Genomic DNA, 24,967 nt, shown 5'->3' on the forward strand with positions numbered 1-24,967 from the left:
TTACACAAACTCCCTTCTCATCACAGAAAATTGTTTGACGGTTGTAAAACCTGCCTTCTCGTAAATGCGAATGGCCGGATTCGTACTGCCTGTGTAGAGGGACATGTAAGCCGTCCCGATTGAACGGAAAGCTTCGCACAGCTTAAAGAAAAGCAGGCTGCCCAGCCCATGACCCTCATGCTCAGGAAGCACGCCGATGCCCGCAAAATAGCCTCGCCCGTTGTCCTGACGAATAACTGGGCCTGCAAATCCGATGACTTTGCCTTTATATGCAGCAATGACCACTGGCACACCATCTGCCGTGCACTGCCCGATTTCCCTTTGCCACAAAAGATTGTTAAAGCCATTAAGCATTTCATTAACGCCGTTATGCTTTTCCTTATCGAACAATTCCACCGTGTATCCCTCGGTTGCTGCCTTATGCTCCTTGGCCCTTACATCCTCCGGTATGGCGAAACCGTCTAACTTCAAATACATCGCACATTCTTTCGCACGTTCCACATACCCTGCTTGCAGCAAAAACGCATACAATTTACTTTCGATCGGCACTCCGGGCGCATTGTTATGCTCATGCTTTGGAGTCCCAGGTATATACCATGGCAATAACATCGGATTAAAAAATAAGACCTCGCCTTGCTTTTTCCCCAATAGCTGAAAACGACGTTCCAAAGCGTCAAGCATGCCTTGATAATGATGATCGGTTTGGAAACGCTCGGCCATAACGATGCAAGTGATGTATCCGGCCACTTCCCCAAGCGGCAGATCATCTCCTGTGCAGCCACAGGCGAAGCCTTTGACCTCATTTTGATCGAGTAACACAAAAGCATTTTCACTATCAAAATAAGGATTAGCCGTGAAAATACGCTCAAAGGATTCTTCCGTCAGTTCCTTATAACCATCTTTCACTGCTGCTTCATTCCATAAATCAATAACGGCCTGACGATACTGTTGATCCCAAGACACAATCATGCTGAAGTGATACCTCCCCCACGCTAGGCTTGTATTAGCCTTTTACCGCTCCAACCGTAACACCTTCTAAGAAGTACTTTTGCAAGCTGAAGAAAAGAATGAACATCGGTAGTGCAGAGATTGTAGCACCTGCCATCATCGGCGCGATAAACGTCGTATTGGCGAAGCGGAAGTTTTTGAGTCCCAATTGAATCGTCTGCATATCCATCGTATTGGTTACCAGAAGCGGCCAGAAGAACGTGTTCCAGCTATCCATAAACGTTAGAATTGCCATGACGGCAAGTACGGTTTTGGACAAAGGCAGAATGATTCTCCAATAGATCGTGAACTGGCTGCACCCTTCGATTTTGGCACTTTCCATAATCTCGTTCGGGATGCTGCTCATAAACTGTTTAGCAAGAAAAATATTATAGACAGTAACGATACCAGGCATAATTAATGCGCTGTACGTATTTTGCAAATTGAACACATTAACAACCAGAATATACAAAGGAACTTGCGTAACTTGGTAAGGGATCATCATGGAGACAAGCAAGACGGCAAACAGCACGCCTCTCCCTTTGAAACGAAGTTTAGAGAATGCATATCCGGCCATACTGGCGAAAATAACATTGGATATCATCACGGTACCAGCTACAATCAGGGAATTCAGAATCCACCGATACGAATACTCGCTATAATCGAAGAAATATTTAAAGGAAGCGAATGTGAATTTGCTTGGTAAAATGGAGTAATTCACCGCTCCTGCCTCAACCGGATCTGCAAAGGATGAAATGACCATGAAATAGATTGGAAATATCGTCGCCAAAGCAAAAAGTAGAAGGGCGATAAAAATGATTGAATTGCGAATGGTTTTTACTCTAGGTTTGCCTGCGTGACTGCTGTATAAAGCCATTATTTATCCATCCCCTCTCTTAATAGTCGACATCTTTTCCGGCAAATTTGAACTGAATAACCGAAATCCCTGCGATAATAACAGCTAGAATCAGCGATTGTGCCGCGGCTTTACCGAATTCAAAATAAGTGAATGCATTGTTGAAAATCAGTAGGCCAACCATGGTAGTCGCATTATTCGGGCCACCGCCGGTCATCAGGTAAGCGTTCTGGAATACTTGGAATGAACCGATAACACCCGTTACCAGAAGGAATAATGTAGCTGGTTTCAAAGAAGGAACAACGATGTACCACAGCTTCTGGAAGAAGTTCGCTCCATCCATTTCCGCTGCTTCGTAGAACGTATCATCAATACCCAGAAGTCCTGCCAGGTAGATGATAATGCTTGTGCCGTGACTGGAAAGCCAAGACATCAGTACCAAAGAAAACATCGCTGTTTTACTTGAGCCCAACCAATTCTGATTGCTGAGTCCGAAGAAATGAATAAATTGGTTGAGAATCCCGCCCTCAAGAGGATCGAAGATCCAAAGCCATACGACGGATAAAGCAACACCTGAAGCTACGACTGGCAAGTAATAAACACCTTTGAAGAATCCCTGCGTTTTCTTCCTCAGCGGAAGAATCAAGATCGCGATCACCATCGATAAGATCAAGTTAACAGGCACTGTTAGAATCGTATAAACGACCGTGTTGCGCATGGCTTGCCAGAACAAAGGATCTTTCAATGAAGAAGCGTAGTTGGCAAATCCAACATACGTGGAACCAAGAGGCTTGTATTCCTGGAGACTGATAATAAAAGCACTTACAACCGGGTATGCGGTGAACATCGCAAAAACAACCAAAGCGACGGCAATAAATGCATATCCCCAAACACCTTCTCCTCGGATTCCTCTTCTTTTTATCGGTTTAGCGATACTCGTTGCCATTTTCTCTAACCCCCAAACCCCGTTTCAGAAAACCCGGATTAAAATAGTTCGGATAGCCGTGTAAGTTGCATTCACGACTATCCGAAATTTACTGTTTATAATTAGTCTTTAACAATACCGTCTGCGCCAAATGCAGCAATTGCAGCAGCTTTAACAGCTTCGTACATCGCTTCTGGTGTAACTTCACCAGCGATTAGCCCTTGGAACTTAGGAACGATAACTTCTGTTTCCAATTTAATCGCTTTAGCGCCTAGTTCACTTGGAATGTCGGAACGAGCTGGCGTTGCATTTTTAAGCATGTATTCAACAGCAGCAACGTTCTCTGGGCTTCTCTCAATTTTCATGCTTTCAGCCGCTTTTTTACCGCTTTGTGTGATATGAGCGGAGAACAAATCATTGTTTGTTGTTGCCGCATTTTTACCGCTAGCTAGGAAGTAAGCCGCTTTAACGACATTTGCTTTGTGCTCAGCAGTTGGTTCCTTTTTACCGCGGAACGTCATGTAACCATCAACTACAGCAGCAGATGATTGTTTGGCACCTTGGAAAGTCGGAGCCGGCAATACGACATAATCAACAGGGATGGAGTCTTTTACTGCACTTGCATCACTTGCTTTTAGTTTTGCATTGTTTGTTTTTGCGGAATTCTCAAACACTGCAAGACCTTTACCCGTGATCATCGTTTGACCTGTCAAGAACATGTTCCAACGTTTACCAGCGTCTACGGAGCTAAGCTCTTTCGGCATGGAGCCGTCATCAATCAATTGACGAAGATCTTTAAGTAGACCTAAGTAATTTTTGCTAGTGTATGCATATTTCAAATCTTTATTAAACGCGTTTGGCATACCGGCATTTTTCGCCATAATACCCAAGTAATCTACCGCGGCAACGCCTTTCACTGCAAACACAAAACCGTAACGCGTTTTGCCGTTTTCAGTGACTACGCCTTTTTTGATCGCTTGACGGAATTCGTCATAAGTCCAGCCATTTGTCTGCACTTTTTTCCAATCAATTCCTGCTTTTTCTAAGAACTCTTTATTTCCGCCCAGTGCGTGCACTTCCATGTACGCCGGGAAGCCGTAAAGACCTTTACCATTTTTCATGTAATCAAGTGGGGCTTTGTCATAATCACTAATCATTTCAGGAGTTGCTGTATCCGTGATATCCATGAGCAAACCTTGCTGCACGTATTTCGGGATACCGTCAGAGCCTCCGAATGCAATATCCGGCGGGCTGCCCGCATTCACTTGTGTGTCCAACTTCTGCTTCATATCTTCCCAGCTTGCTGGTTCGATTTTCAATGTCAGATTTGGATATAAGGCATTAAAATCTTTGGTCATTTGTTCGAAAGTTTTTTGGTAGTTCGGTGAAACCGGCGGCAGAAGTGCCGTAATGGTATCTTTAGCTGTTGAAGCGCCAGCACTTGCAGCTGGAGCTGATGCAGCCGGTGAACTCGACTCTTTCGTACCTGAACCGCCGCCACAAGCTGTTAAAGCCATTGTCAAAGCTACAACGGATGCTAATACGGGCATTTTTCTTTTCATGAAAAACAGACCTCCTAATAATTTCAGTTATTTACACAACTTGAACAAAGGTACGTATAGCTCTTTTCAAGCTGCCTTCACTTTGCTGCAGGGCTTGTTCAGCGTCCGCGGCATTCATGCCTGTTTTGATCATCATAATTGCTAATTTACAGTTCATAGAAGCAGCTTCCAAATGGGAAATCGCAGTCGCCTCGTCAACGCCTGATGCCGCCCGAATAATACGTACGGAACGATCACGCAATTTGATGTTACTTGCTTTCATGTCAACCATGAGGTTGTTATAAGTCTTCCCTAATTTGACCATCGTACAAGTCGTAAGCATATTTAGAACCAGCTTCTGTGCTGTTCCCGCTTTCAAACGGGTAGATCCCATAATCACTTCCGGCCCTACGACAGGCGCGATGCATACGTCACAGACAGGTGCTAATTTCGAGTTCTTATTATTTACAACACCGATTGTAGCAGCCCCAATATCCTGCGCTTTTCTCAAAGCAGCAATGACGAATTGTGCGCTCCCACTAGCTGTAATACCAATAACTGCATCCTTGTCAGTCACTCCGCAACGCTCAATGAGTGCAACCCCCTCCTCTGCGTTATCCTCAAATCCTTCAACCGCAAATCTTAGGGCCACATCGCCTCCAGCAATATGACCTTGCACCAGCATGGCATCTACACCAAAAGTAGGAGGACACTCAGAAGCGTCGAGCACACCGAGTCTGCCAGAAGATCCAGCCCCTACGTAGAACATTCTGCCACCATTTTTTAGTACATGATGCAAAATGTCAACCGCTTTCATAATCTGCGGGATCTCCGCTTCCACGGCTGCGGGAACTGTCGCATCCTGTTCGTTCATCAAACGTAACATTTGTTCTGTTGTACATTCGTCGATATTCAGTGTTTTCTCATTTATCTCTTCCGTAGTCAACCCCGACAGATACTCATCCATAGTCTCATCCTCCTATCCTGTATCTTTAAGTTTCTTAACCCATACTAGCGAAAAATTTCATCATGGTCAATAGTTTTTGAAATTTTATTTTATTTTATCGGAAAAAATTGAATTTTTATTTTGGAATACTACAAAAAAAGACAACGACTTTATCATGCTTAGCCGTTGTCTTTCTTATTCATCAGCGGTGCTTGCTGCTGGCAATAATATCATGCGTTTTGGACAAATATTTCTTCACTTTTTTGTACTCTGCGCTGGCTACCCCAGCAAAAAGGATGTCAATTACCGTTAGCATCGCAATGCGCGATCCCATCGCCCCACTGCGAATGGTAACCTCAGGCGTCGATATGCTGAGCACGATGTCCGCCTTTTCGGCTAACTCGCTCTTGTTATACTTCGTAATAGCAATGACAGTAGCCCCGTTCTTTTTGACAATGTCCAGCGACTCTAGAATTTCAATTGTGCTGCCGGAATTTGAAATAAAGATGGCCACATCCGATTTATCAAGAAGCGTCGCGGCCGTTAGCTGGCTATGTCCGTCTGTGTAGGTATGGCACATCTTGTTAATCCGCGAAAACTTCTGCTCCGCATCGATGCCGACCAGTCCGGATGCACCAATCCCGAAGAACACAATGCGGCTGCTCTCGCGCAGCACTTTAACTGCACGGGCGATTTCATTTTTATCAATCACGCTCAAGGTATCTTCAATCGATTTACTATTATTGCGGGAAATATTAGAGATAATAATCGAAAGATCATCCCCAGGCTGAATATCGGTATATTGATCCTTCTGCTCATCATCCATTGATCCAATTGAAGCAGAGATACTGACGATGAAATTACGGTAACCTTTGTATCCCATCGTTTTGCAGAACCGTAGCACCGATGCGTCGCTAGTTTTCGTCAACTGAGCGAGACTCTTAATCGATAAATGAGGAATCTCTTCTAAATTCTCTAAGATGTACTCGGCTACCAGTTTCTCTACGGGCGTAAGACTTTCTTTCATATCCCTAATTTTGATCAAAATGTTATCGTTAATTGCCATCGCTTTTCCCTACTCGCCATATATTGTCTGAGCTAAAATTACTAATATCATACGAATATTTTTTTAAAAACACAAGATGATCTTCTCCTATCGTAACGGATTCCTAGTCGCCAATCAAGAAATTTTATTTCAAGGATTAAATATTAATATAAAATTAAATTCCAATGCAGTTTGACCGCTTGGGGCAAACAATTAAAGGACTATCCATACAAGTCTAGCAAGACTTGTGGGATAGTCCTTTTCAAGGGAGAGGGAACTGTGTTCACCTATTTAGTTGAAAAGCGGGCATTTGGCAAGTTTGGGGGAACTACGCTCCGCTATTCAGCCGATTTTGGCATCAATGTGCCAATTTGGGGGTGAATAAGAGCCTGTGGTTCCGTTTGGAATGTGACAAGGGCTGATTAAGCTCAAATAGCGCCCTGTAGTTCCTCTTTCGGCGGCTTGGCTTAGCCAACTCGCCGTTGTTAAGGTGACTTGTGCATGCCCACCAGCAGCGCATTAGCAAAACCTCTATTCCACCACTGCCGCAGCAGAAGCAGCAGCCGTCGTCCTAGACATACGCATCGACGCCAAGGCGTAGACGATGAGCGCCGCCCAGATCAGGGAGAAGCTGATAAGCAGCACCGGCGAGAACTTCTCCTTAAATACGAATACGCTGAGCAGCAGCGTAATGGAGGGGCCGATGTACTGAATGAAGCCCAGCATCGATAACGGAAGCCGAGCCGCTGCTTTGGCGAACCACAGCAAAGGCAAAGCCGTCGCTGCGCCTGACAATAAAAGCATGACAAACGAAACTGTCGGAAGCGACCAAGCCGCTTCATGATGAGTGAAATGCAAGTAAACGACGTAAGCCACAGCGATAGGAAAAACGATCGCGGTTTCCCCAGCCAGTCCAATAGAAGCTTCGTAGGACACCTTCTTTTTCACAAGGCTGTACACGCCAAACGAAGCCGCCAGCGACAAGGATACCCACGGGAATCTGCCGTAATCGATCGTAGCTACCAAAACGCCGGCTCCCGCCAAAGCGACAGCGATCCACTGACTGCGGCTCGGTTTTTCACGCAGAAACAGGACGGCAAGCATGACATTAAAGAGCGGTGTAATATAATATCCGATACTCGTCTCAATGACATGGCCGTTGTTAACAGCCCAGATGAAAATCAACCAGTTGGACGAAATCAGGATCGAGCTAGCCGCGACAACGAGCAAAGTCTTACGGTTTGTAAACATCTCTCGAAGCTGCTTCATTTTGCCTCGCCCTACGAATAGAAGCAGAGCCATAAATACAAATGACCAAATGACGCGGTGTGCCAAGATTTCCCCAGCAAGCAGCGTCTCAAACGACCTCCAATAAACAGGCAGCAAGCCCCATGCGATATAGGCAATAATGGCGTACCAAAGCCCTTTTTTCATAATCGAATCCTTCTTTCAAATGTCTAGTTACAGAACCCTATGAATCTAGTTGATTCATCCGCGGGTCAATTTTGCATTGTCCTATTGTAATGTAGTGTAGGGCTTTTGTAGAAAAAAATAGGTTACAACCCCAAACTCTATCATTATTACTCCTAATTTGGGGTTATCTCGACATCCTCAGCAAGTTCCTCTGCTTGTTGTTCTATTTTATCCAGGTTATCTGGAAGAGGCAATACTTTTCACCCCTTCATATGTTTGCCTTCTATTAGAGACAGATGTACCAGATGTTTTGTTCTCGGCCGCCACTCCAAGATATTTTTTAAATTCGAGATACGTGGAAAATCTTTCAACATCACCAATAGCACCTATGAATGTGCACGCCATGTTATCACTCATCATTGGAGATGATTTGCTTGTCAATACTTTTTATTGAGACATTGCCTTAATTCCTCTTGGCTCGCTCTAGCCATTTCTTGAGCTGTAGGATACTGTAATGCAAGCTTAAGAACCGTGACAGAGCCTTGGCTTTTAAATGCACGTTTAAGCTCAGGGTTAGTTACTGCAAAAAGTTGTTGAACTTGGTATTGAGTAGTTAGTAACCAACGATCGCGCGTTAATGTTCGATACAGCACTTGTTCTGCACCTGCTGGACGGACTATTCGAACCGCTCTCATATCGGGATGTAGTGTCTTATGCCACCCCATATATGCCATCACTTTTGCATCAATATCATCGGATTTTTCAAGTTTGCATATATAAAAGGACGCAATTCCTTTACTAATTCTTAAAATAAATATAAGCCCCGTTAGCAAAAATATTGCTAAGGGGCCAATCACATTATCTATGAAATAACTTCTCAAGTGCCTCACATCTACAACGTAAGTTATAGCTTGCTGGAACAGTTGATCTTGTGGACCTTCCGCATTGTCACCAAGCGGCACCTGGAGCCATTCAACGCCATATGCAGGATAGGCACATTCAGTAGCTTCACCACGCAAATCGACAATAACCTCAACGTTCTCGTTTTTAACCATATCCTCGACGTCTGAAGCTCCGCCAAAAAATATTTTGTCTTCAACCAAAGCTTGATAATTTTTCTGCATATTGAACTCCTTACTTTTTCTTAAAGGGTGTGAATTCAATCGTCACAGGTGAAGACGGCGCAGAGGGTGGGGCACAACATAGTGACATATCCTGCAAATCCCCTGCAGATTCAAATTCGGAATCTTCTTTAGTGTAAAAAATTTCCCACGCATTACCGTCCGGATCATAAACCCAGACTTTATCTTGAACCGCATAACAGCATGTTGTGTTCATTTCATCGATGAGAAGAAGTCCGCTTTGTCTCAATCGCTCACCCATGGCCAGAACATCTTCCGTGTTATCTACCTGGAATCCCAAATGATTAAGGACGCCTTTTTTCTCAAAAGGGCGAACATTTAAGGAAAAATGTAGGGCTGGATCATCCAACTCGAATTTAGCGTAATTGTCTTTAACTTTAGAAGGCCCCGTACCAAAGAAAGCACGGTAAAAATCAAGCGACTTTTGAAGATCTGAACAGTTAACCGCAACGTGCATTCTTTTGATCATCTTACTTGCCTACTTTCACGAATTGCTCGATCCGGCTTTTAATGGAATCACGAACTTCACGGAATTTAGCTGTAATTTCTTCTTCTGTCCCAGTTGCTTTGGCAGGGTCATCAAAGCCCCAGTGCCATCTTTGAGCCTTATCATTACGGACAACAGGGCAGTGTTCGTCAGCATGACCGCATAATGTAATAATGTAATCAGCACGGCCTAGAATCTCGGTATCAATCACATCAGAAGTGTGGTTTGAGATGTCGATACCGGCTTCCTTCATCGTTGCTACAGCACGCGGATTTAATCCGTGGGCTTCCAAACCAGCACTTTTCACTTCGTATTTATCCCCGCCTAATGCTTTCAAATATCCATCAGCGATTTGGCTGCGGCAAGAATTTCCTGTGCAAAGAAAATAAACTAACGGTTTTTTGTTCTCCATGGTTTCATTTCTCCTTTTTGTGTGGGATCATTCGGGCTTAAACGCCTTGATGCCCTTTTTTTATCTGTTTTGTGCCTAAAAAGGCTTTTATAATCAACGCGGCGACTACCAGAATTACAGCAATCGCAACAATTAACAACCAAATATTCACGCTTGTTGTATTAATAACGTGAAGCCATAAATAAAGCCCGGTGAGGGTAATTAAGAGCGTTGGGACAGTAAGGATGATACCTGTCTTAAAATAATTGCCCCATGTGATTTTTACACCTTTCGTAGATAGAACATGAAGCCATAAAAGCGTTGCGAGTGACCCGATCGGTGTTATCTTAGGTCCAAGATCGCTTCCAACAACATTGGCGTAAATCAGTGCTTCTCGTATAATACCGTCTGTATTTGTACCTTTAATGGCAAGAGCATCAATCATAACCGTCGGCATGTTATTCATAATGGAGGACAAAATAGCCGACAAGAAGCCCATTCCTACTGTTGCAACAAATAATCCTTGTCCTGCTAAGTTCTCAACCACCGTTCCTAGGGCATCGGTGAGACCGACGTTTTTAAGGCCATAAACGACGACATACATGCCGATAGAGAAGATGACTACAGCCCAAGGAGCATCCTTGATCACTCGTTTTGTTTCGATTACTTTACTGGATCTAGCCATTAAAATGAAGATCAGTGCTACGACTCCCGCGATGATGGAAACAGGAATTTCAATAAATCCGCTGCTTATATACGCGACGAGAAGGATACACAGGATAACCCATGACATTTTGAACAGCCTAAGATCTTTGATGGCATTTGAAGGTTGCTTTAGTTGTTTTATATCATAACTCGTAGGGATGTCCTTTTTGAAGAAAACGTACAAGACCACCAGACTTGCTGCTAATGAAAACAGGCTCGTGACAATCATGCGGCTTGCATACGTGACAAAGTCGATACCGAAGAAGTCCGCAGATACGATGTTCACTAAGTTGCTGACAATCAAAGGCAAAGACGTTGTATCAGCAATGAAACCACTTGCCATAATGAAAGGCAAAATCATTTTATCTGGCAGCTTCAACGCTCGGACCATCGCTAATACAATTGGCGTTAGAATTAACGCTGCACCATCATTTGCGAAAAAGGCAGCAACTGCCGCGCCTAATAAAATGACGTACACAAACATGAGCCGTCCGTTCCCTTTTGCAATCCTCGCCATATGCAAGGCAGCCCATTCAAAAAAACCGATATTGTCTAAGATTAAGGAAATGAGAATAATTGCAACAAAAGCGAGCGTGGCATTCCAAACGATGGATGTAACTGTCAGTACATCGTGAAGAGACACGACTTGGAAGATAAGAGCTAGGATTGCGCCAGCAGAAGCAGACCATCCGATGTTGAGGCCCTTAGGCTGCCAAATAACAAAAGTTAACGTAATAAGAAAAATAAGTACCGCAATGTAAGTCATGTTTCCTCCTAATCACAACAATTTAGATCTTCACAAGATATAGCATCCACTTTTTCTTTTTGGGATGGCAGGTGCTGAAAAAACTCGTTCAGATAGGGTTTATCCTCAATATTTAAAGAATAAAAAACCCATTGGCTCTTTTTGGCCTCTTTTACTAAACCGCCAGCCTTCAGTTTTCGCATATGCTGACTCACATTGGGCTGACTGGTTTGTAAGAGTTCAACAAGCTCATATACACATAGCTCACGTTCTTTGAGCAGAGAGAGAATCGTTAATCTCATTTTGTCACCAAGCAGCTTACACACCTCAGATAATTGTTCAATATCGGTCAAAATTACACGCTCCTTTAGATCGGCACATTCAAGCCTTTTAAGAGTTCAATCACTTTCTTTTGTATGGTGTCACGTGTATGTCGAACTGACTGGATATCATTTGAAAGTAATGGGTCCTCAATGTTCCAATCGACACTCGTGACGCCAAAAGGTACAATGGGACAACGCTCCGCAACTTGTTGACAGAGCTTAACGATGACATTCTGCTATTTGACTTCGGCAGCGATTTTGAATACATAAAAAGTAAATGCGAACTGGTTTCTTCAGCATTATCTCAGCTCCAATAACATTTGTAAATGATTATATAATTATTTAGTTATATATTAAAGTTAAGGTTTTGTAAATTTAATATATAAACATAATATTTGGATACAAAACATGTGGGAATTGTAGTTATTGCGGTAATAAATCACAAAGTGTTATTCCAGTATATGAGTTAACTTCAGATTTCGAGGTGTTTTTTAATATTTATGATAGATCACAGAAAGGTGGGCATTGGGAAAGTTATACTCCTTATAGTTTTTCAAAGATAACGAGTTTTTGAATGATCTATGGGTAAATAAAGTACATACCCGAAAGCATGTAGTGCTTTAAAAAATATTAAAATTACATAAGCACTAAGAAAACATAGAGTGTCACATCTGTCCGTACCTAGTTAAGTCCTCTTTTTCACAAAAAAATAAACCCCCGATAGACGAGAGTTTGAATAAATAACTGTTGTATGCTTCTATTACCCTTTTACAGAACCCGCTGCAATACCTTCCACGATACGATTGCTAAGCAGCAGGAAGGCCACCAGTATCGGTAAAATACTGATCATCAACGTAGCGCCGATAGCTCCCCAGTCCGTCGTATATTGACCGATGAAATTTTGCACCCCGACCGTTAGCGTTTTATATTTCTCCGAGCTAATGAAGGTATTGACGAAAATAAACTCGTTCCAATTGTAGATCATATTAATAATAACAGCCGTGGATAACACGGATACGGTCATCGGCAGTGTAATGCTGAAGAACATACGATTCACCGAGCAGCCGTCCATGACAGCCGCTTCTTCCACTTCACGAGGCAGCGTGTAATAGAATCCTAGCATAATCATAATTGTAATCGGCAGATTGAAAGAGATGTACGACAGGATAATGGACAACGGATGGTTGGTCAGATGTGTTTTTGTGAAAAAACTGAACAGCGGGATCAACGTCGAGTGCACCGGGATCATCAATCCGACCATGAACAGTCCCAGCACGAACGATTGCAGCTTCCACTTCATCCGCGTTAATGCGAAGGTGACCAGGCTCGCCAACAATACCGTAACCGCTACAGAAACCACTGTCATCCAGACGCTGTTGAAAAAGTAATTGTTGATATGGCCCTGCGTCCATACCTTCTCATAATTTTCCCAGCGCAGCCGTTCTGGAAAGGCCATTGGCGCCAGGTTAAATATTTCTTCGTTATTTTTTAAAGAAAACAACATCAGCCACAACAGAGGTACCACCTGAATCACAGCGACGATGGTCAAAACGGCATACAGCACGCCATATCCAATCCGCTCCGGCAGCTTGCTCCGCAGAACCTGAGGGCGCGCTTGACGTTCAATCATTTCGATATTCACCCTATTCAAGCTCCTTTCGTTACGAATATTGGATATTATCTTTGGATGCTGTCGCCTTGCGAATCAGCCATGTCACAACGAGACAGATGATCAACAGGAAAAAGCCAATCGCGCTGGCATAGCCGAAGTCGTAGCCTTTGAACGCTTTGCGGTACATGTACGAGGCCATAACTTCGCTGGCACCATTGGGTCCACCGCCTGTCATGACATAGATCAGGTCAAAATATTTCAGCGACCCGACAACCGCAAGGACTACGGTCACTTTCATGACTTCGGCGATCAAAGGAATACGTATGGATAGCGCAATTCGCCATGGGCTGGCGCCGTCGATGCGCGCTGACTCAATCAACGAAGTGGGCACATTTTTCAAAGCGGCATAGTAGATCAGAATATAGAATCCCGCGTACTGCCACAAGATCGGAATAAAGATAGCATAGAGAACTATCGATGGATTCGAGAGCCATTCAGGTGTATGCTCTACCCCCAGCGACGTCAGGATATGATTCAGCATTCCGTTCGTCGGGTGGAAAATTTTCAGCCATAGTTGGGCAATTGCTACCGAGGACAACAGCATCGGAATTAGATATATTTTACGAAAAAGATTCGCTCCACGAAGGTTGGCCGATAGTACCAGCGCTACCAATAAGTAGACGAGCAGGCTCAGCGCCGAAAAGATTGCAAGCAGAAAAGAGTGCTTCGCACTGCTCCAGAACAATTCATCGCGAAGCAGCTCCGCGTAATTTTGCAAGCCGATAAAGCTCATTTTACCGACGCCGTCCCACTTCATTAATCCGTAATAGCCCGTCATGACGATTGGCATGTAGATAAGGGCCACAACCAGAAGCAACGAGGGAATGACGTACAAAGCGATCATGGATTTATTGGACATCACTTTATCCATAGCTGACACTTCCCTTTCTTACCGATAAAGGAAAAGGACATACCGCAGTCTCGGGATATGTCCTTCCCACTCGTTTCATTTGGTTACTTAGCTTCTTTGGCCAATGCTTCTTCATGCTTTTTCGCAAATTCTTCCGGCGAAACTGCCTTGCCGAATAACGCTTGAATCATATTCAAGTGAACTTCAGCAGAAGCTGGTTTCATCTGTACGTCAGCGAACAATGTGATATTGCTGGCTTTATTTAGTTCATTTAATAAGTCAATGTACATTTGCGGCAACTTCACTTTGGAAGTATCTACTTTCGTCGCTGGGATAACACCCGCTTCGGAAATCGCGTGCTCGCCCCACTTCTGAACGAAGAAGGAGACGAATTTCTTGGATTCCTCTTTGACCTTCGAGTTGTTGGCAACGAACAAACCTACGCCCGGTCCGCCAACCCAGCTGTCCAAGTTCCCTTTGCCGCCATCGACAGTCGGGAATTTAAAGAAGCCGATTTGATCCTTGAACGCTTGTGGAACATCTTTGTTCGTTGTGTAATTCGGCAGCTCCCATGTTCCCATCATGTACATCGCCGATTTGCTGTTCATGAATTCGGCTTTGCCTTCATCATTAGAAAGCCCGTTGAAGCCTTTGTTGAACCCGTTCATATCAACCAGCTGCGTAATTTCGGAAGCAGCGCGAACCAAGCCAGGATCATTGAAGGAACCGGTGCGGTCAATGGCTTTCTTCAACGTTTCCGGTCCGCCAATGCGATCGGCCAGGTACATGTACCACAGGGAGCCGGTCCAGCGGTCCTTGTTACCAAGCGCGATTGGGGCAACCCCGTTGGTGCTTAGTGTTTTGACCACATTTTTGAATTCATCATAAGTTTTCGGGACTTGCAGGTTATATTTCGCAAAAATCGCTTTATTGTAGTACACCGGCACAATGTTCAGCTCCACAGGAAGCCCGTAGGTTTTACCGCCAAAAGCATAAGCGTTCGTCGTTCCGTTAACGAATTTGTCCTTCAAATCTCCTTGCAGCAGATCATCAAGCGGAGCGAACATGTCGCCTTTCACATAAGGATCCATGTAGCCTGCAGCCCATGTGAAGCCTACATCCGGCAACGCGTTGGAAGTGGATAGAACCTTCATTTTATTTTTATATTGCTCATTCTCAAGCACTTCTTGTTCAATAGTCACATTCGGGTTTGCCGTTTGATACTCTTTAATGATATCGTTTACAATTTTGTTTTGCGTTGCGGAGTTACCGGTCGGCCAGAGGTGCATCATTTTGATCGTGACTTTCTTAGCTGGTTGCGCGCTTTCTCCGCCTGCCTTCGCTGTTTCTTTGGCTGGTTGCGGTGAGCTGGCGCTCTCTGTCGTAGAACTGGAGCACCCGGATAGAACCAATCCGAGACTAAGTATCGTCGTCATCGTCCATGTAAGCGTTTTTCTTGACATGCGTTGTTTCCCCCTTAAACTATGTTTGCTACGAGTCTTATTGTAGCGCTTTCATTGCGACGACAGGGAGTAACGGCTATCGGGAAATATACCACTATTTTTGGGTTTCTAATTTCTCTTCGTTCTCGTTCGCCTGCTTGCGGTATTGATTCGGGCTGATTCCTTCGTAGTCTTTGAACAGTTTGATAAAATATTTCGATGTCTGGTACCCAATCTGCTCGGAAATGTCCGCAATCGTCAGCCTAGTCTGCAAAAGCAGCTCCTTCGCTTTCTGAATCCGGCTCCTCGTGACATATTCACTGAATGTGAAGCCTGTCTGTTCCTTAAAAAGAGCACTGAAATAGCTCGGGTTCAAATGGATGTGACCTGCCACCTCGCTCATACCTAGAGGTTCCTGGAGATGCTCCTCCACATAAAGCACCGCTTGCCTGACGGGAGGGCTGTAGTTCATGGAGACGGTTTTGGCCTGCATGAGCCGTGAATCGACCATTTTCTCCATTGTTTCCACGCGTCCGCGTTCTTCCTCAATTTGCAGCGCCTGTTCTACGGCTTCAAGAAGTTTGCTCTTTTTAATAGGCTTTAGCAAATAGTTAACGACGCCTAACTGAATGGCTGTTTGAGCATATTGAAAATCGGGATGTCCCGAGATGACGATAACGACAGGCTTATGCCCTGTGCTGCGCGAGTCCTCTACGACTTGCAGTCCGCTGATCTCCGGCATGCGAATATCGGTGATAAGCAGATGCACCGGGCGAGTGTTCAACACTTCCAGCGCTTCCGTTCCATTGCTGCTGCTTATGATGTGATAGCGGCCTATCGACCAGGCTTCGAGCGTTTTGCGAATGCCTTCCCTAGTTAGCGGTTCATCGTCGACGATCAGAATTGTTTTGCTCGGTGAAATCATCGTTATCCTCCTTGTGAATCGGAATATCGAAGCTGACGCTTGTCCCCTGACGCGGAATACTGTGGATGGATAAGCCTCTGGTGCCCTCTGCCAGGGCCGGGTAATACAGCTGAATGCGGCGCTGCACATTGGATATTGCCATGCCTTTTCCTTTACCCAACGGTGCGCCCCCGCGCTCCATCGCATCTTTGACGGCTTGGAGCGTCTGCTCGCTCATGCCGGGTCCGTCATCGCTGACTGTGATGCGCAGCTCCGCAGCTTCCAGAGGTGAAGGCTCTACACGGATTGTGATGAGTCCAGGGTCTGTTTTTCCTTCCAAGCCGTGCAAAATCGCATTTTCCACCAACGGCTGAATCAGCAGTTTGGGGATAAGGACATGATTGTAGGCATCATCGTTGTTGATTTCCCAGACCAGGCGGGAACCGAACCTCACACTCATAATGCTCAAATACCGCTTAATGTGCTCCAATTCCTCTCCCATTGACACCCATTCATCTTTATTGGGGCTGCCGATCACATAGCGGAACAAGTCGGACATCGCGACAACGAGGTCAGCCAGTTCCTCCTCATCTTTATCCTGTAAGGACCAGTATAGAGCCTCCAGTGTATTGTATAAAAAGTGCGGATCAATCTGGGCTTGAAGCGCTTGCAGTTCCGTTCGGCTTTGGATGACTTCTTTCTCATACACCAGTTTAATGAGTCCGTTGATATTGTCCACCATCTGATTATAGGTCACATTCAAATCGTTCAGCTCTGTTGTATACGTTTTCGTAAGATTCGGCGTCAGCACGCCTTGCCGTGTATTTCTCATAGCTCTCATAAGCCTAAGAATCGGGCGCGTAATCATCATGGAGAGCACGAACGAGAGGATAATGAACAATACGGAGCCAATCGCCCCGGATACGATAATCGCCCAGCGCAGGACGGAGATCCCATCGGTAATATCGCTTACTGGATACAAAATCATAAGTGTCCAGCCGGTTTGCTCAGATGGCTGCTTCACTAGAATGTAGCGTTTCTGTTTGATCGTTACGGTCTGAGAGGAGGTCTGCATTAACTCGCCTACACCGTCTGTGACATCACCATCCGGTAGGATAGGCCTTCCTGAGCTGTCTGCCAGCACCAGCAATTCCTGGTGACTGCCTGTATCCGTTAACTGTTTCTGAAAATCAAAATAGCTGCTGTTGATGCGGACAAGCAAATACCCGCCGTTCGAAAACCAACGGTCAATTAAATTGATCCGGCGAATCGCTAGAACCGTACCGGGCTCCTTTGGGTCATTCCCGATCCAAACCAGCTTCCCTTTTTCCTTGTCCGCCTGCTCAATCCAAGTGTTGTCTACCCGATCGGACATTTTCTGATCGTCCAATGGGAACAAACGTACAAATCCCGTCGTGTACAACTCCACGTTGCTTACACCGCTATACGCTTGTATGTGGTTGGCAATTTTCAACAAAGCCTGCCGCTCGCTAAAGCTAACCTCTTTACCTAGCACATTTGAAAGAAATAGCTGCTGTAGATAGGCGTCGTTGACGGCCTGCAGCGTTAGCATATCAATTTGCGTGATGATCGCTTCGAGCCTGCCGTTCGCTTGCGAGGCGATTTGCTTCATCTGTGTTTCCGCTTTCGTGTTCAGGAGGGTGGAAACCGAGTTGAACGTAATGGCGCCAGCGCAAATTAGCACGATGATCATTACAAAAACGAAGCCGGCCAGCATTTGATTGCGCAGTGTATTCCAATTAGCCACCTTCTGCCACAAGTGGGTTCCCCTTTTCCATCTGGATTCGTGCACATGTTTCTTGCCAAATCATACTACAGACGTGTGAAATTGCCTACCAGCTTTCTCAGATTAAAAAAGGCTAGACTCACGCTGGCAGTTGGCGGTTAGCATAGTGCCAGTTCAACTGCCGCAGCTAGTTGCCCCGCGGCCCACAGATGAGCTTCACATGCTTCGCCGTGTACTCCATTGGATGAAATCCAATGAAAGTTCCCTTTCTATGGGCAAAATTCACATTTCATTGGACAAAATCCCAAGCACTTCTGGTCAAATCAACGCATTTGATGCAAAAAATAACGGCTTCGTTGGATTTACTCCAATGAAATGTGCAATCCAACCTTCAAAACTGGCTTGTCATTGGATTTCATCCAATAACAGCACTCAACAATGGCCACTGGCTACTCTATGTTGCACTTTGTGCAATATTAAAGCCTCAGTTCGGCCACTGCCTCCCTCTATGTTGTACTTTGTACAACGTTTCGGGCAAAATAGCCCGCTTTTCGCGCCATTTGGGCTAAAATGATTGCACTTTGTGCAATGTAATGTGGGGTGGTAGGGTGTAAAGCTGGTTTATGTTGTACAAAGTACAACATAAATAAGGGTTACTTGGGGCGACGCGGACAATTGGCGCGGAATGGTTACTCTATGTTGTACTTTGTACAACAATATAGTTGCATTTCAGCTCGAACCTCCTCTATGTTGTACTTTGTACAACGTTTCGGGCAAAATAGCCCGCTTTTTGCGCCATTTGGGCTAAAATGATTGCACTTTGTGCAATGTAGTGTGGGGTGGCAGGGTGTAAAGCTGGTTTATGTTGTACAAAGTACAACATAGATAGGGGGTTACCTGGGGTGATGCGAGCATTCGGCGCGGATGGTTACTTGGGGCGATGCGAGCATTCGGCGCGGAATGGTTACTCTATGTTGTACTTTGTACAACGTTTCGGGCAAAATAGCCCGCTTTTCGCACCATTTGAGCTAAAATGATTGCACTTTGTGCAATGTAGTGTGGGGTGGCAGGGTGTAAAGCTGTTTTATGTTGTACAAAGTACAACATAGATAGGGGGTTACTTGGGGCGATGCGGGAAATCGGCGCGGAATGGTTACTTGGGGCGAAGAGGACATTCGGCGCGGATGGTTACTTCGTACGACGCGGACATTCGGCGCGGGATGGGTTACTTGGGGCGATGCGGCATTCGGCGCGGGATGGGTTACCTGGTGCGACGAGGGCATTCGGCGCGGAATGGTTACTTCGTACGACGAGGGCATTCGGCGCGGGATGGGTTACTTGGGGCGATGCGGGAAATCGGCGCGGGATGGTTACTTGGGGCGACGCGGACATTCGGCGCGGGATGGGTTACTTGGGGCGAGTCCTGCAATCGACGCGGAATGGTTACTTGGGGCGACGCGGGCATTCAGCGCGGGATGGGTTACCTGATGCGACGAGGGCATTCGGCGCGAAGTGGTTACTTGGGGCGACGCGGGCATTCGGCGCGGAATGGTTACTTGGGGCGACGCGGGCATTCGGCGCGGAATGGTTACTTGGGGCGACGCGGACATTCGGCTCGGATGGGTTACTTGGTGCGACGCGGGCATTCGGCGCGGGACTGTTACTTGGGGCGACGCGGGCATTCGGCGCGGGATGGGTTACTTGGTGCGATGCGGGCATTCGGCGCGGGATCGGTTACCTGGTGCGACGCGGGCATTCGGCAAGGAATGGTTACTTGGTGTGACGCGGGAAATCGGCGCGGAATGATTACTTGGTGCGAGGACATCCCCTCCAACAACAACAAAAAAAGCAGGCCGCCAAGGCGCCTGCTCTAATTCTCCTATGCCTCATCGCGATAAAAAAAGTTGGGCAGCTTCACTTCATTGCTGTAGTGCTGATGGAAAATATGCGTCGTGGCCGGAGAAAGCGGCGGGATCAGCCACGTCCAATCGCCAGTGACCTCACGGCTCGCCCTCTCCTCTTTCTCCTCGAACCGCTTGAACTGCCGCGCTGCGGTGTGATGATCAACGATGGCTACGCTTTGTTGCTGAAAAGAATGCAACACAGCCACATTCAACTCCACAAGCGCACGATCCTTCCAGAGAGAAGCGTCGCGCCGAGTATCTAGCCCCATCACAGCAGCTACACGCGGCAGCATGTTATAACGCTCTTTGTCAGCAAAGTTACGTGCCCCGATCTCTGTGCCCATGTACCAACCGTTGAAAGGAGCCGCCGAGTAATGGATGCCGCCTATCTCAAGGTACATGTTAGAAACGATCGGCACCGCGTACCATTTGAGGCGCAAATCCGCCATGGCAGCGATATCCGGATGCGTGATAGCCACTTCTTTGACCAGTCCGCTCGGAATTTCATACAGCTTCGGCGTGTTATTCCCCATCTGAAGGAGCAACGGCAGGACATCGAAGGGCGTCCCCGCTCCCTGCCATCCGAGGGAGCGGCACATGGCCGTTATTTGCACGGAAGCCGGATCGCCAACGATGACATCCTCCGTCTCATAGCCTGCATATCGAATTAGCTGTGCATTATGAATAAAGGGTCCCGGAGCCACCCCTGCCCCCTGCGCAGGCGAAAATACCGTAATCATCGGGCGAATTTTCCCGTCATTCGTCGCCGTCTCGATATGCCGAAAGAGTGCTTCGGCCATCTCATCTTCCGTTTCCACATCACGAGCATCCTGCACGTTCAGTGTCTCCCAGAACAGTCGCCCGATACAGCGATTACTATTTCGCCATGCCATTTTGGCCCCATGCTCCAGCTCTTGCAGCGTGTGCTCATAGGAACCCTTGTACCCGATGGAACGGGTAATTTCGGCAATGCGTGCTTCTGCTTCGCTCTCGCTTTTGCCTAATTCACGATAACATTCTCTAATAAAAGGAACGGCCTTATCTAGTAGTTGATCCTGCACTTCTTTCATAGGTGTAACTCCACTCCGATTCATAGAAGCTCCCACGGTTTTTCCTCCCGCCAGGGCTCCTTATCTCTTACAATTGTGCGCTAAATTGCTCCGGTACATAGGCTATTTGAGAGCCAGCGATAATGGTTAACTCGCCCTGCTCCTCTGAATATTGAACGGCGTCATCGCCAACATAGAACCATACTTTCCGTGTCGGCTGATTCTCAAACTCTTGAAAAATAAAAACATTAAGTTCATCTTTCCATTTTAAAAGCTCATCAATACGCTCCCGATCAATCTTCACGGTGAAAACCCACTGGTCATCTACTTGCTTATACGTATAATTAACAGGCTGCTTACCTGTATCGATAAATGCCCGACCGCCTACCGCATGCTTCACCAAAAATTGTTCCTTCATCTCCGCAGCCTCCTTATTATGGCAGATCGATTAACATGAAATGGGCATCTTCCGCAGCACGAAGCGCAAGCGTTGACTCCGCCTCCATGCGTGCGCTGTCCATAGTTTCCAACTGAGCGTTATTCGCCTCTAACTTCCCGCTAATGACCATTAGGAAACTACGTCGATTCTCGCCCTGATGGAAGACCAGCTCTTTGCCCGCTTCCAGCTTGCTGAGATAGATGCTCATATCCTGGTAGATTTTCGCTTTGTGCTCGCCGCCTTCAGGCGTTACAACCGGGAGCAAGGCATTCGTCATGGCCTCTGGCACATAGGTCACATTCTCGAAGGACGGCTCCGTGCCGCGTTTCGCAGGCATAAACCAGAGTTGGAACAGGCTGAGCGGCTCTGAGTCCGAAGCATTGTACTCGGCATGAATCACGCCGCTGCCCGCTGACATGCGCTGTACACCACCTGCCGCTGTTACTGCCACGTTCCCCAAACTATCCTCGTGCTTAATAGCTCCGCTGAGAACGACGCTGACAATTTCCATATCGCTGTGCGGATGCGGCCCAAATCCGCGACCTGCAGCAATTTCATCATAATTGCACACGCGCATAACCCCGAAACCCGTATTATTTTCATCAAAATAATCACCAAACGAAAAGCTCTTATACCCCTTGAGCCAGCCCAAATCCGAACTGTTTCGCGTATGTGCAGGAAATACTTGTATCACAGCAATCGCCTCCTTTATTAAGTACTCTAAGCTTATCATATTGTGACAATCGACTTCCATGTCAGAACGGTGGCGGAACGGTTGCAAAATAGAGGCGAGGCGCCAAAAGTAACAAAAAAAGGCCGTACCCCGGTCTTTTCAGACCTTCCGGAATAGCCACTAGAACCGGCGACACCTCAGCATATGTCGTTAAATTTCTGCATCAGCATCCCAACATTACGGCTGTTTTTGCTTTAACAACCGAGATGGCGAGGCTTACGCATCATGCCCTCCATGAAGAGGAGGGACTACATCCAAACACCGTGCTTGTGTCCTTCGACGATCCGGAAATCCCGGGCATCTCGCACGTGCTGCAGGACGAGGAGCAAATGGCGCTTTCCGCCGTAAGCTTGAGCAGTGCAGCGGGCAATATACTCCGCAGCGTGTGGAGATCCCTGTGCGGTGGATTCAGGTTTAGCAGCGGGGCTAGAGCGCAAGGCTAGGGCGCGGCTTTGGGCAAGCTCAGAGGAACTGTGGTCCTCTATTTCGGCATAATCAGCCTATATCGCTGACCTAGCGGAACTACAGGGCGCTATTCGTCCGAAGTTACCTGCATATCGGCCCGAACAAACGAAATAGCGCCCCCTAGTTCCCCTTAACAGGGCAAGGGGGCGCTTTACTACATAATAGCGGAGCAGAGTTCCCTCTCTCTCCGCCGCCGCAACCAAAAAAAGAGGAGCCTGCGGCTCCCCTCTTTCTATCCTTCAAGCTGTATCCATTCTGCATACAGCCGATCCAACGCCCCCTGCGCCGCTTCGCGCTCTGCCCAAAGGCGGCTCAGCTCCTCAGCCGCCGGATTCTCCAGCGCCTGGTCGAGCCCGCCGAGCCGCGCCTCCGCCTCCGCGATGTCCCGCTCGAGCCGCTCGCGCGCGAACGCAGCCGTGCTGCGTGACTTCCCGCGCGGAGCCGATTCCTCGCGCGGCTCCGCCTTGGCCGCGGCTGCTCTTGAACCTGCGCCGGCTGACTTCGTCGCCGGAGCGGCATTCACCTCGCGCGCCTGCGCCGCGCGCAGCTGAGCGCTCTTCGCTTTGTAGTCATCAAAGCTGCCCAAATAAACGGTGATGCGCCCTTGATCCAGCTCCCATATTTTCTGGGACAGCCGGTTCATGAAGTAACGGTCGTGCGTCACCGCAAGCACCGTGCCCGGAAACTCCTCAAGCGCTTCCTCCAGCGCCTCCCTTGAGGCAATGTCCATATGATTCGTCGGCTCATCCAGAATGAGCAGATTCGGTTTGCGCAGCACGAGCAGCGCCAGCCGCAACCGCGTCCACTCCCCGCCAGAGAGCGAGCTCACAGGCTTGAAAACATCCGCGCCATAGAACAGATAAGCAGCTAGCCGGCTTCTAGCTTCGCCTTCTTCCATGCGAGCTTCCTCGCAAAAGTAGGCCAGCACCGTCTTCTTCTGGTCCTCGGGGTACTCCTGCTGTGCCAAGTAACCGATGTCCACGCGCGCGCCGATTTCAAGCTCGCCCCCGTCAGGCTGCACTTCGCCCAACAGCATTTTCAGCAGCGTCGTTTTCCCAGAACCGTTATGCCCCAGCAGCATCACTTTCTCGCCATACTCCAACAGGCCGCTTGCCCGCCGCAGCAGCACTTTATCCCCGTACTGCTTACTTACATCATCGAACACGATGACCCGCTTGCCGGAGCGATCATCCACCTTCAGCCCAAACTCAGCTGCCTTCGGATCAAGGACGGGGCGCTTCAGCTTCTCCATTCGATCCAACGCTTTCTGCATGGACGCCGCCCTGCGGAAAAACTTCTCGTTCCCTCCGACACGCCCCCACTCCATAAGCTGCTTGATCGTCTCTTTCATCTTCTTGATGACCTTCTGCTGCTCTTGATAATCCGCGAATTGCTGCAGCAGCCGGACTTCTTTCTCCTTCATATATCCTGTATAGGAAGTCAGATAAGTCGAAGATTCTCCGTCTTCCAACTCTACAATCTTGGTAACGACCCGGTCTAAAAAATAGCGATCATGAGATACAATGAAACATGCGCCTTCATAATGGGTCAAGTACTCCTCCAGCCACTCAACGCCAAATAAATCGAGATGATTCGTCGGCTCATCGAGCAGCAGTACATCAGGCTTGCCGATCAGTTGAGAGGCGAGCGCAATCTTGGTCTTCTCTCCCCCGGACAGCGAGGTGAAGCTTCGCCCGTATACCTCACGGGCAATGCGCAGTCCGCTTGCCACCTGATCGATCCTAGCGTCTAGCTCATAACCGCCTTCCCGCTCAAAACGCTCCTGCAGCTGCGCATACCGCCCCAGCAACTGTTCAAGCTCACTGATGGCTGACGGGTCTGACATGCGCTGCTCCAGCTCTGTCATCGCGGCGCGGCACTCGAGCAGCTCCGCAAAGCTAGCCGCAAGCACATCGTACACGGTGCCGCTCTCCCACTCCGTCGGAATCTGGGCTAAGTAGCCGATTCGCGTATCCTTGCGCACCGTCAATAGCCCTTCGTCCGGCTTTTCCATCTTGGAAATGAGGCGCAGCAGGGTCGATTTACCGCTGCCGTTGCGTCCGACCAATCCGATTCGTTCCCCCTGATGAATCTCAAAAGTGACGTCTGCCAGCACCAGCTGGGCACCGTGGTATTTCTTCATATTTTGACCATTTATAATTAACATTGTTAAGGATCCTCCCTGGTTATGAAAGACCCTATCCTGAACATCCTGAGCGCAGCAAAAAAGGCCGCAGGAAAATTCCTACGACCTTG

Annotated in this window: 22 protein-coding genes and 1 pseudogene; 2 read left to right on the plus strand and 21 right to left on the minus strand. The window is 47.3% G+C overall.

All coding sequences use genetic code 11. The annotated features are described in order from the left end of the window. The 17 genes and pseudogenes from AC58UW_RS16175 to AC58UW_RS16255 all read right to left on the minus strand — a co-directional run bounded on the left by AC58UW_RS16175 (window position 1) and on the right by AC58UW_RS16255 (window position 18,154). Complete coding sequence (locus AC58UW_RS16175; RefSeq protein ID WP_497421674.1) at window positions 1-969, minus strand: GNAT family N-acetyltransferase; 969 nt, start codon at window positions 967-969, stop codon at window positions 1-3. Window positions 970-1,003: 34 nt separating this feature from the next. Continuing rightward, window positions 1,004-1,864 carry a carbohydrate ABC transporter permease gene (locus tag AC58UW_RS16180; RefSeq protein WP_497421675.1) on the minus strand — a complete coding sequence of 287 codons (861 nt, stop codon included), beginning with the start codon at window positions 1,862-1,864 and terminating at the stop codon, window positions 1,004-1,006. A gap of 19 nt (window positions 1,865-1,883) precedes the next feature. Beyond that, a complete protein-coding gene (locus AC58UW_RS16185) occupies window positions 1,884-2,789 on the minus strand; it encodes a carbohydrate ABC transporter permease (protein WP_497421676.1) in 906 nt (301 codons plus the stop codon). A 101-nt stretch (window positions 2,790-2,890) separates the two neighbouring features. After that, window positions 2,891-4,330 (minus strand): ABC transporter substrate-binding protein, encoded by a 1,440-nt coding sequence (locus AC58UW_RS16190; protein WP_497421677.1) that lies wholly within the window; start codon window positions 4,328-4,330, stop codon window positions 2,891-2,893. 31 nt (window positions 4,331-4,361) lie between these two features. Continuing rightward, window positions 4,362-5,276, minus strand: a complete 915-nt coding sequence (gene murQ / locus AC58UW_RS16195; protein WP_497421678.1) for an N-acetylmuramic acid 6-phosphate etherase — start codon at window positions 5,274-5,276, stop codon at window positions 4,362-4,364. A 181-nt stretch (window positions 5,277-5,457) separates the two neighbouring features. Further along, the gene (locus tag AC58UW_RS16200; RefSeq protein ID WP_497421679.1) at window positions 5,458-6,321 is read right to left on the minus strand and encodes a MurR/RpiR family transcriptional regulator; all 864 of its coding nucleotides are present in this window, start codon (window positions 6,319-6,321) and stop codon (window positions 5,458-5,460) included. Between the two features lie 510 nt (window positions 6,322-6,831). Next, the gene (rarD, locus tag AC58UW_RS16205) at window positions 6,832-7,734 is read right to left on the minus strand and encodes an EamA family transporter RarD (protein ID WP_497421680.1); all 903 of its coding nucleotides are present in this window, start codon (window positions 7,732-7,734) and stop codon (window positions 6,832-6,834) included. Between the two features lie 237 nt (window positions 7,735-7,971). Beyond that, window positions 7,972-8,477, minus strand: a pseudogene (locus AC58UW_RS16210) (transposase); the annotation flags it as partial. A 370-nt stretch (window positions 8,478-8,847) separates the two neighbouring features. Continuing rightward, window positions 8,848-9,324: an ArsI/CadI family heavy metal resistance metalloenzyme gene (locus tag AC58UW_RS16215; protein ID WP_497421681.1), complete on the minus strand. Its 477-nt coding sequence runs from the start codon at window positions 9,322-9,324 to the stop codon at window positions 8,848-8,850. Between the two features lies 1 nt (window position 9,325). Further along, a complete protein-coding gene (gene arsC, locus AC58UW_RS16220) occupies window positions 9,326-9,754 on the minus strand; it encodes an arsenate reductase (thioredoxin) (RefSeq protein ID WP_497421682.1) in 429 nt (142 codons plus the stop codon). Between the two features lie 37 nt (window positions 9,755-9,791). Further along, window positions 9,792-11,204, minus strand: a complete 1,413-nt coding sequence (locus AC58UW_RS16225; RefSeq protein ID WP_497421683.1) for an arsenic transporter — start codon at window positions 11,202-11,204, stop codon at window positions 9,792-9,794. A gap of 8 nt (window positions 11,205-11,212) precedes the next feature. Continuing rightward, complete coding sequence (locus AC58UW_RS16230; protein WP_497421684.1) at window positions 11,213-11,536, minus strand: ArsR/SmtB family transcription factor; 324 nt, start codon at window positions 11,534-11,536, stop codon at window positions 11,213-11,215. Window positions 11,537-12,266: 730 nt separating this feature from the next. Continuing rightward, the gene (locus AC58UW_RS16235; protein WP_497421782.1) at window positions 12,267-13,136 is read right to left on the minus strand and encodes a carbohydrate ABC transporter permease; all 870 of its coding nucleotides are present in this window, start codon (window positions 13,134-13,136) and stop codon (window positions 12,267-12,269) included. A 31-nt stretch (window positions 13,137-13,167) separates the two neighbouring features. Continuing rightward, on the minus strand, window positions 13,168-14,049 hold the full coding sequence (locus AC58UW_RS16240; RefSeq protein ID WP_497421685.1) for a carbohydrate ABC transporter permease: 882 nt from the start codon (window positions 14,047-14,049) through the stop codon (window positions 13,168-13,170). Between the two features lie 83 nt (window positions 14,050-14,132). Beyond that, window positions 14,133-15,491 carry an extracellular solute-binding protein gene (locus tag AC58UW_RS16245; RefSeq protein ID WP_497421686.1) on the minus strand — a complete coding sequence of 453 codons (1,359 nt, stop codon included), beginning with the start codon at window positions 15,489-15,491 and terminating at the stop codon, window positions 14,133-14,135. 94 nt (window positions 15,492-15,585) lie between these two features. Further along, on the minus strand, window positions 15,586-16,395 hold the full coding sequence (locus AC58UW_RS16250) for a response regulator (RefSeq protein ID WP_497375239.1): 810 nt from the start codon (window positions 16,393-16,395) through the stop codon (window positions 15,586-15,588). After that, window positions 16,355-18,154 (minus strand): sensor histidine kinase, encoded by a 1,800-nt coding sequence (locus AC58UW_RS16255; protein ID WP_497421687.1) that lies wholly within the window; start codon window positions 18,152-18,154, stop codon window positions 16,355-16,357. The genes AC58UW_RS16250 and AC58UW_RS16255 overlap by 41 nt, the downstream gene beginning before the upstream one ends. A 1,096-nt stretch (window positions 18,155-19,250) precedes the next feature. Between AC58UW_RS16255 and AC58UW_RS16260 the strand changes: the two genes are divergently transcribed. Next, window positions 19,251-19,904 (plus strand): hypothetical protein, encoded by a 654-nt coding sequence (locus AC58UW_RS16260; RefSeq protein ID WP_497421688.1) that lies wholly within the window; start codon window positions 19,251-19,253, stop codon window positions 19,902-19,904. Window positions 19,905-20,000: 96 nt separating this feature from the next. On the opposite strand, the gene AC58UW_RS16265 is transcribed toward AC58UW_RS16260, so the two are convergent. The 3 genes from AC58UW_RS16265 to AC58UW_RS16275 all read right to left on the minus strand — a co-directional run bounded on the left by AC58UW_RS16265 (window position 20,001) and on the right by AC58UW_RS16275 (window position 22,207). After that, a complete protein-coding gene (locus AC58UW_RS16265) occupies window positions 20,001-21,095 on the minus strand; it encodes a nitric oxide synthase oxygenase (protein ID WP_497421783.1) in 1,095 nt (364 codons plus the stop codon). Window positions 21,096-21,162: 67 nt separating this feature from the next. Continuing rightward, window positions 21,163-21,492, minus strand: a complete 330-nt coding sequence (locus AC58UW_RS16270) for a hypothetical protein (RefSeq protein ID WP_497421689.1) — start codon at window positions 21,490-21,492, stop codon at window positions 21,163-21,165. A gap of 16 nt (window positions 21,493-21,508) precedes the next feature. Further along, the gene (locus AC58UW_RS16275; protein ID WP_497421690.1) at window positions 21,509-22,207 is read right to left on the minus strand and encodes a pirin family protein; all 699 of its coding nucleotides are present in this window, start codon (window positions 22,205-22,207) and stop codon (window positions 21,509-21,511) included. A gap of 245 nt (window positions 22,208-22,452) precedes the next feature. Here AC58UW_RS16275 and AC58UW_RS16280 point away from each other — a divergent pair, with 245 nt between their 5' ends. Next, window positions 22,453-22,689 carry a hypothetical protein gene (locus AC58UW_RS16280; protein ID WP_497421691.1) on the plus strand — a complete coding sequence of 79 codons (237 nt, stop codon included), beginning with the start codon at window positions 22,453-22,455 and terminating at the stop codon, window positions 22,687-22,689. Window positions 22,690-22,943: 254 nt separating this feature from the next. Here AC58UW_RS16280 and abc-f read toward each other — a convergent pair whose 3' ends face one another. Beyond that, entirely contained in the window at window positions 22,944-24,878 is a 1,935-nt protein-coding gene (gene abc-f, locus AC58UW_RS16285; RefSeq protein ID WP_497421692.1) for a ribosomal protection-like ABC-F family protein, read from the minus strand. Between the last annotated feature and the right edge of the window lie 89 nt (window positions 24,879-24,967).

The sequence above is a fragment of the Paenibacillus sp. J22R160 genome (genome assembly GCF_059692135.1).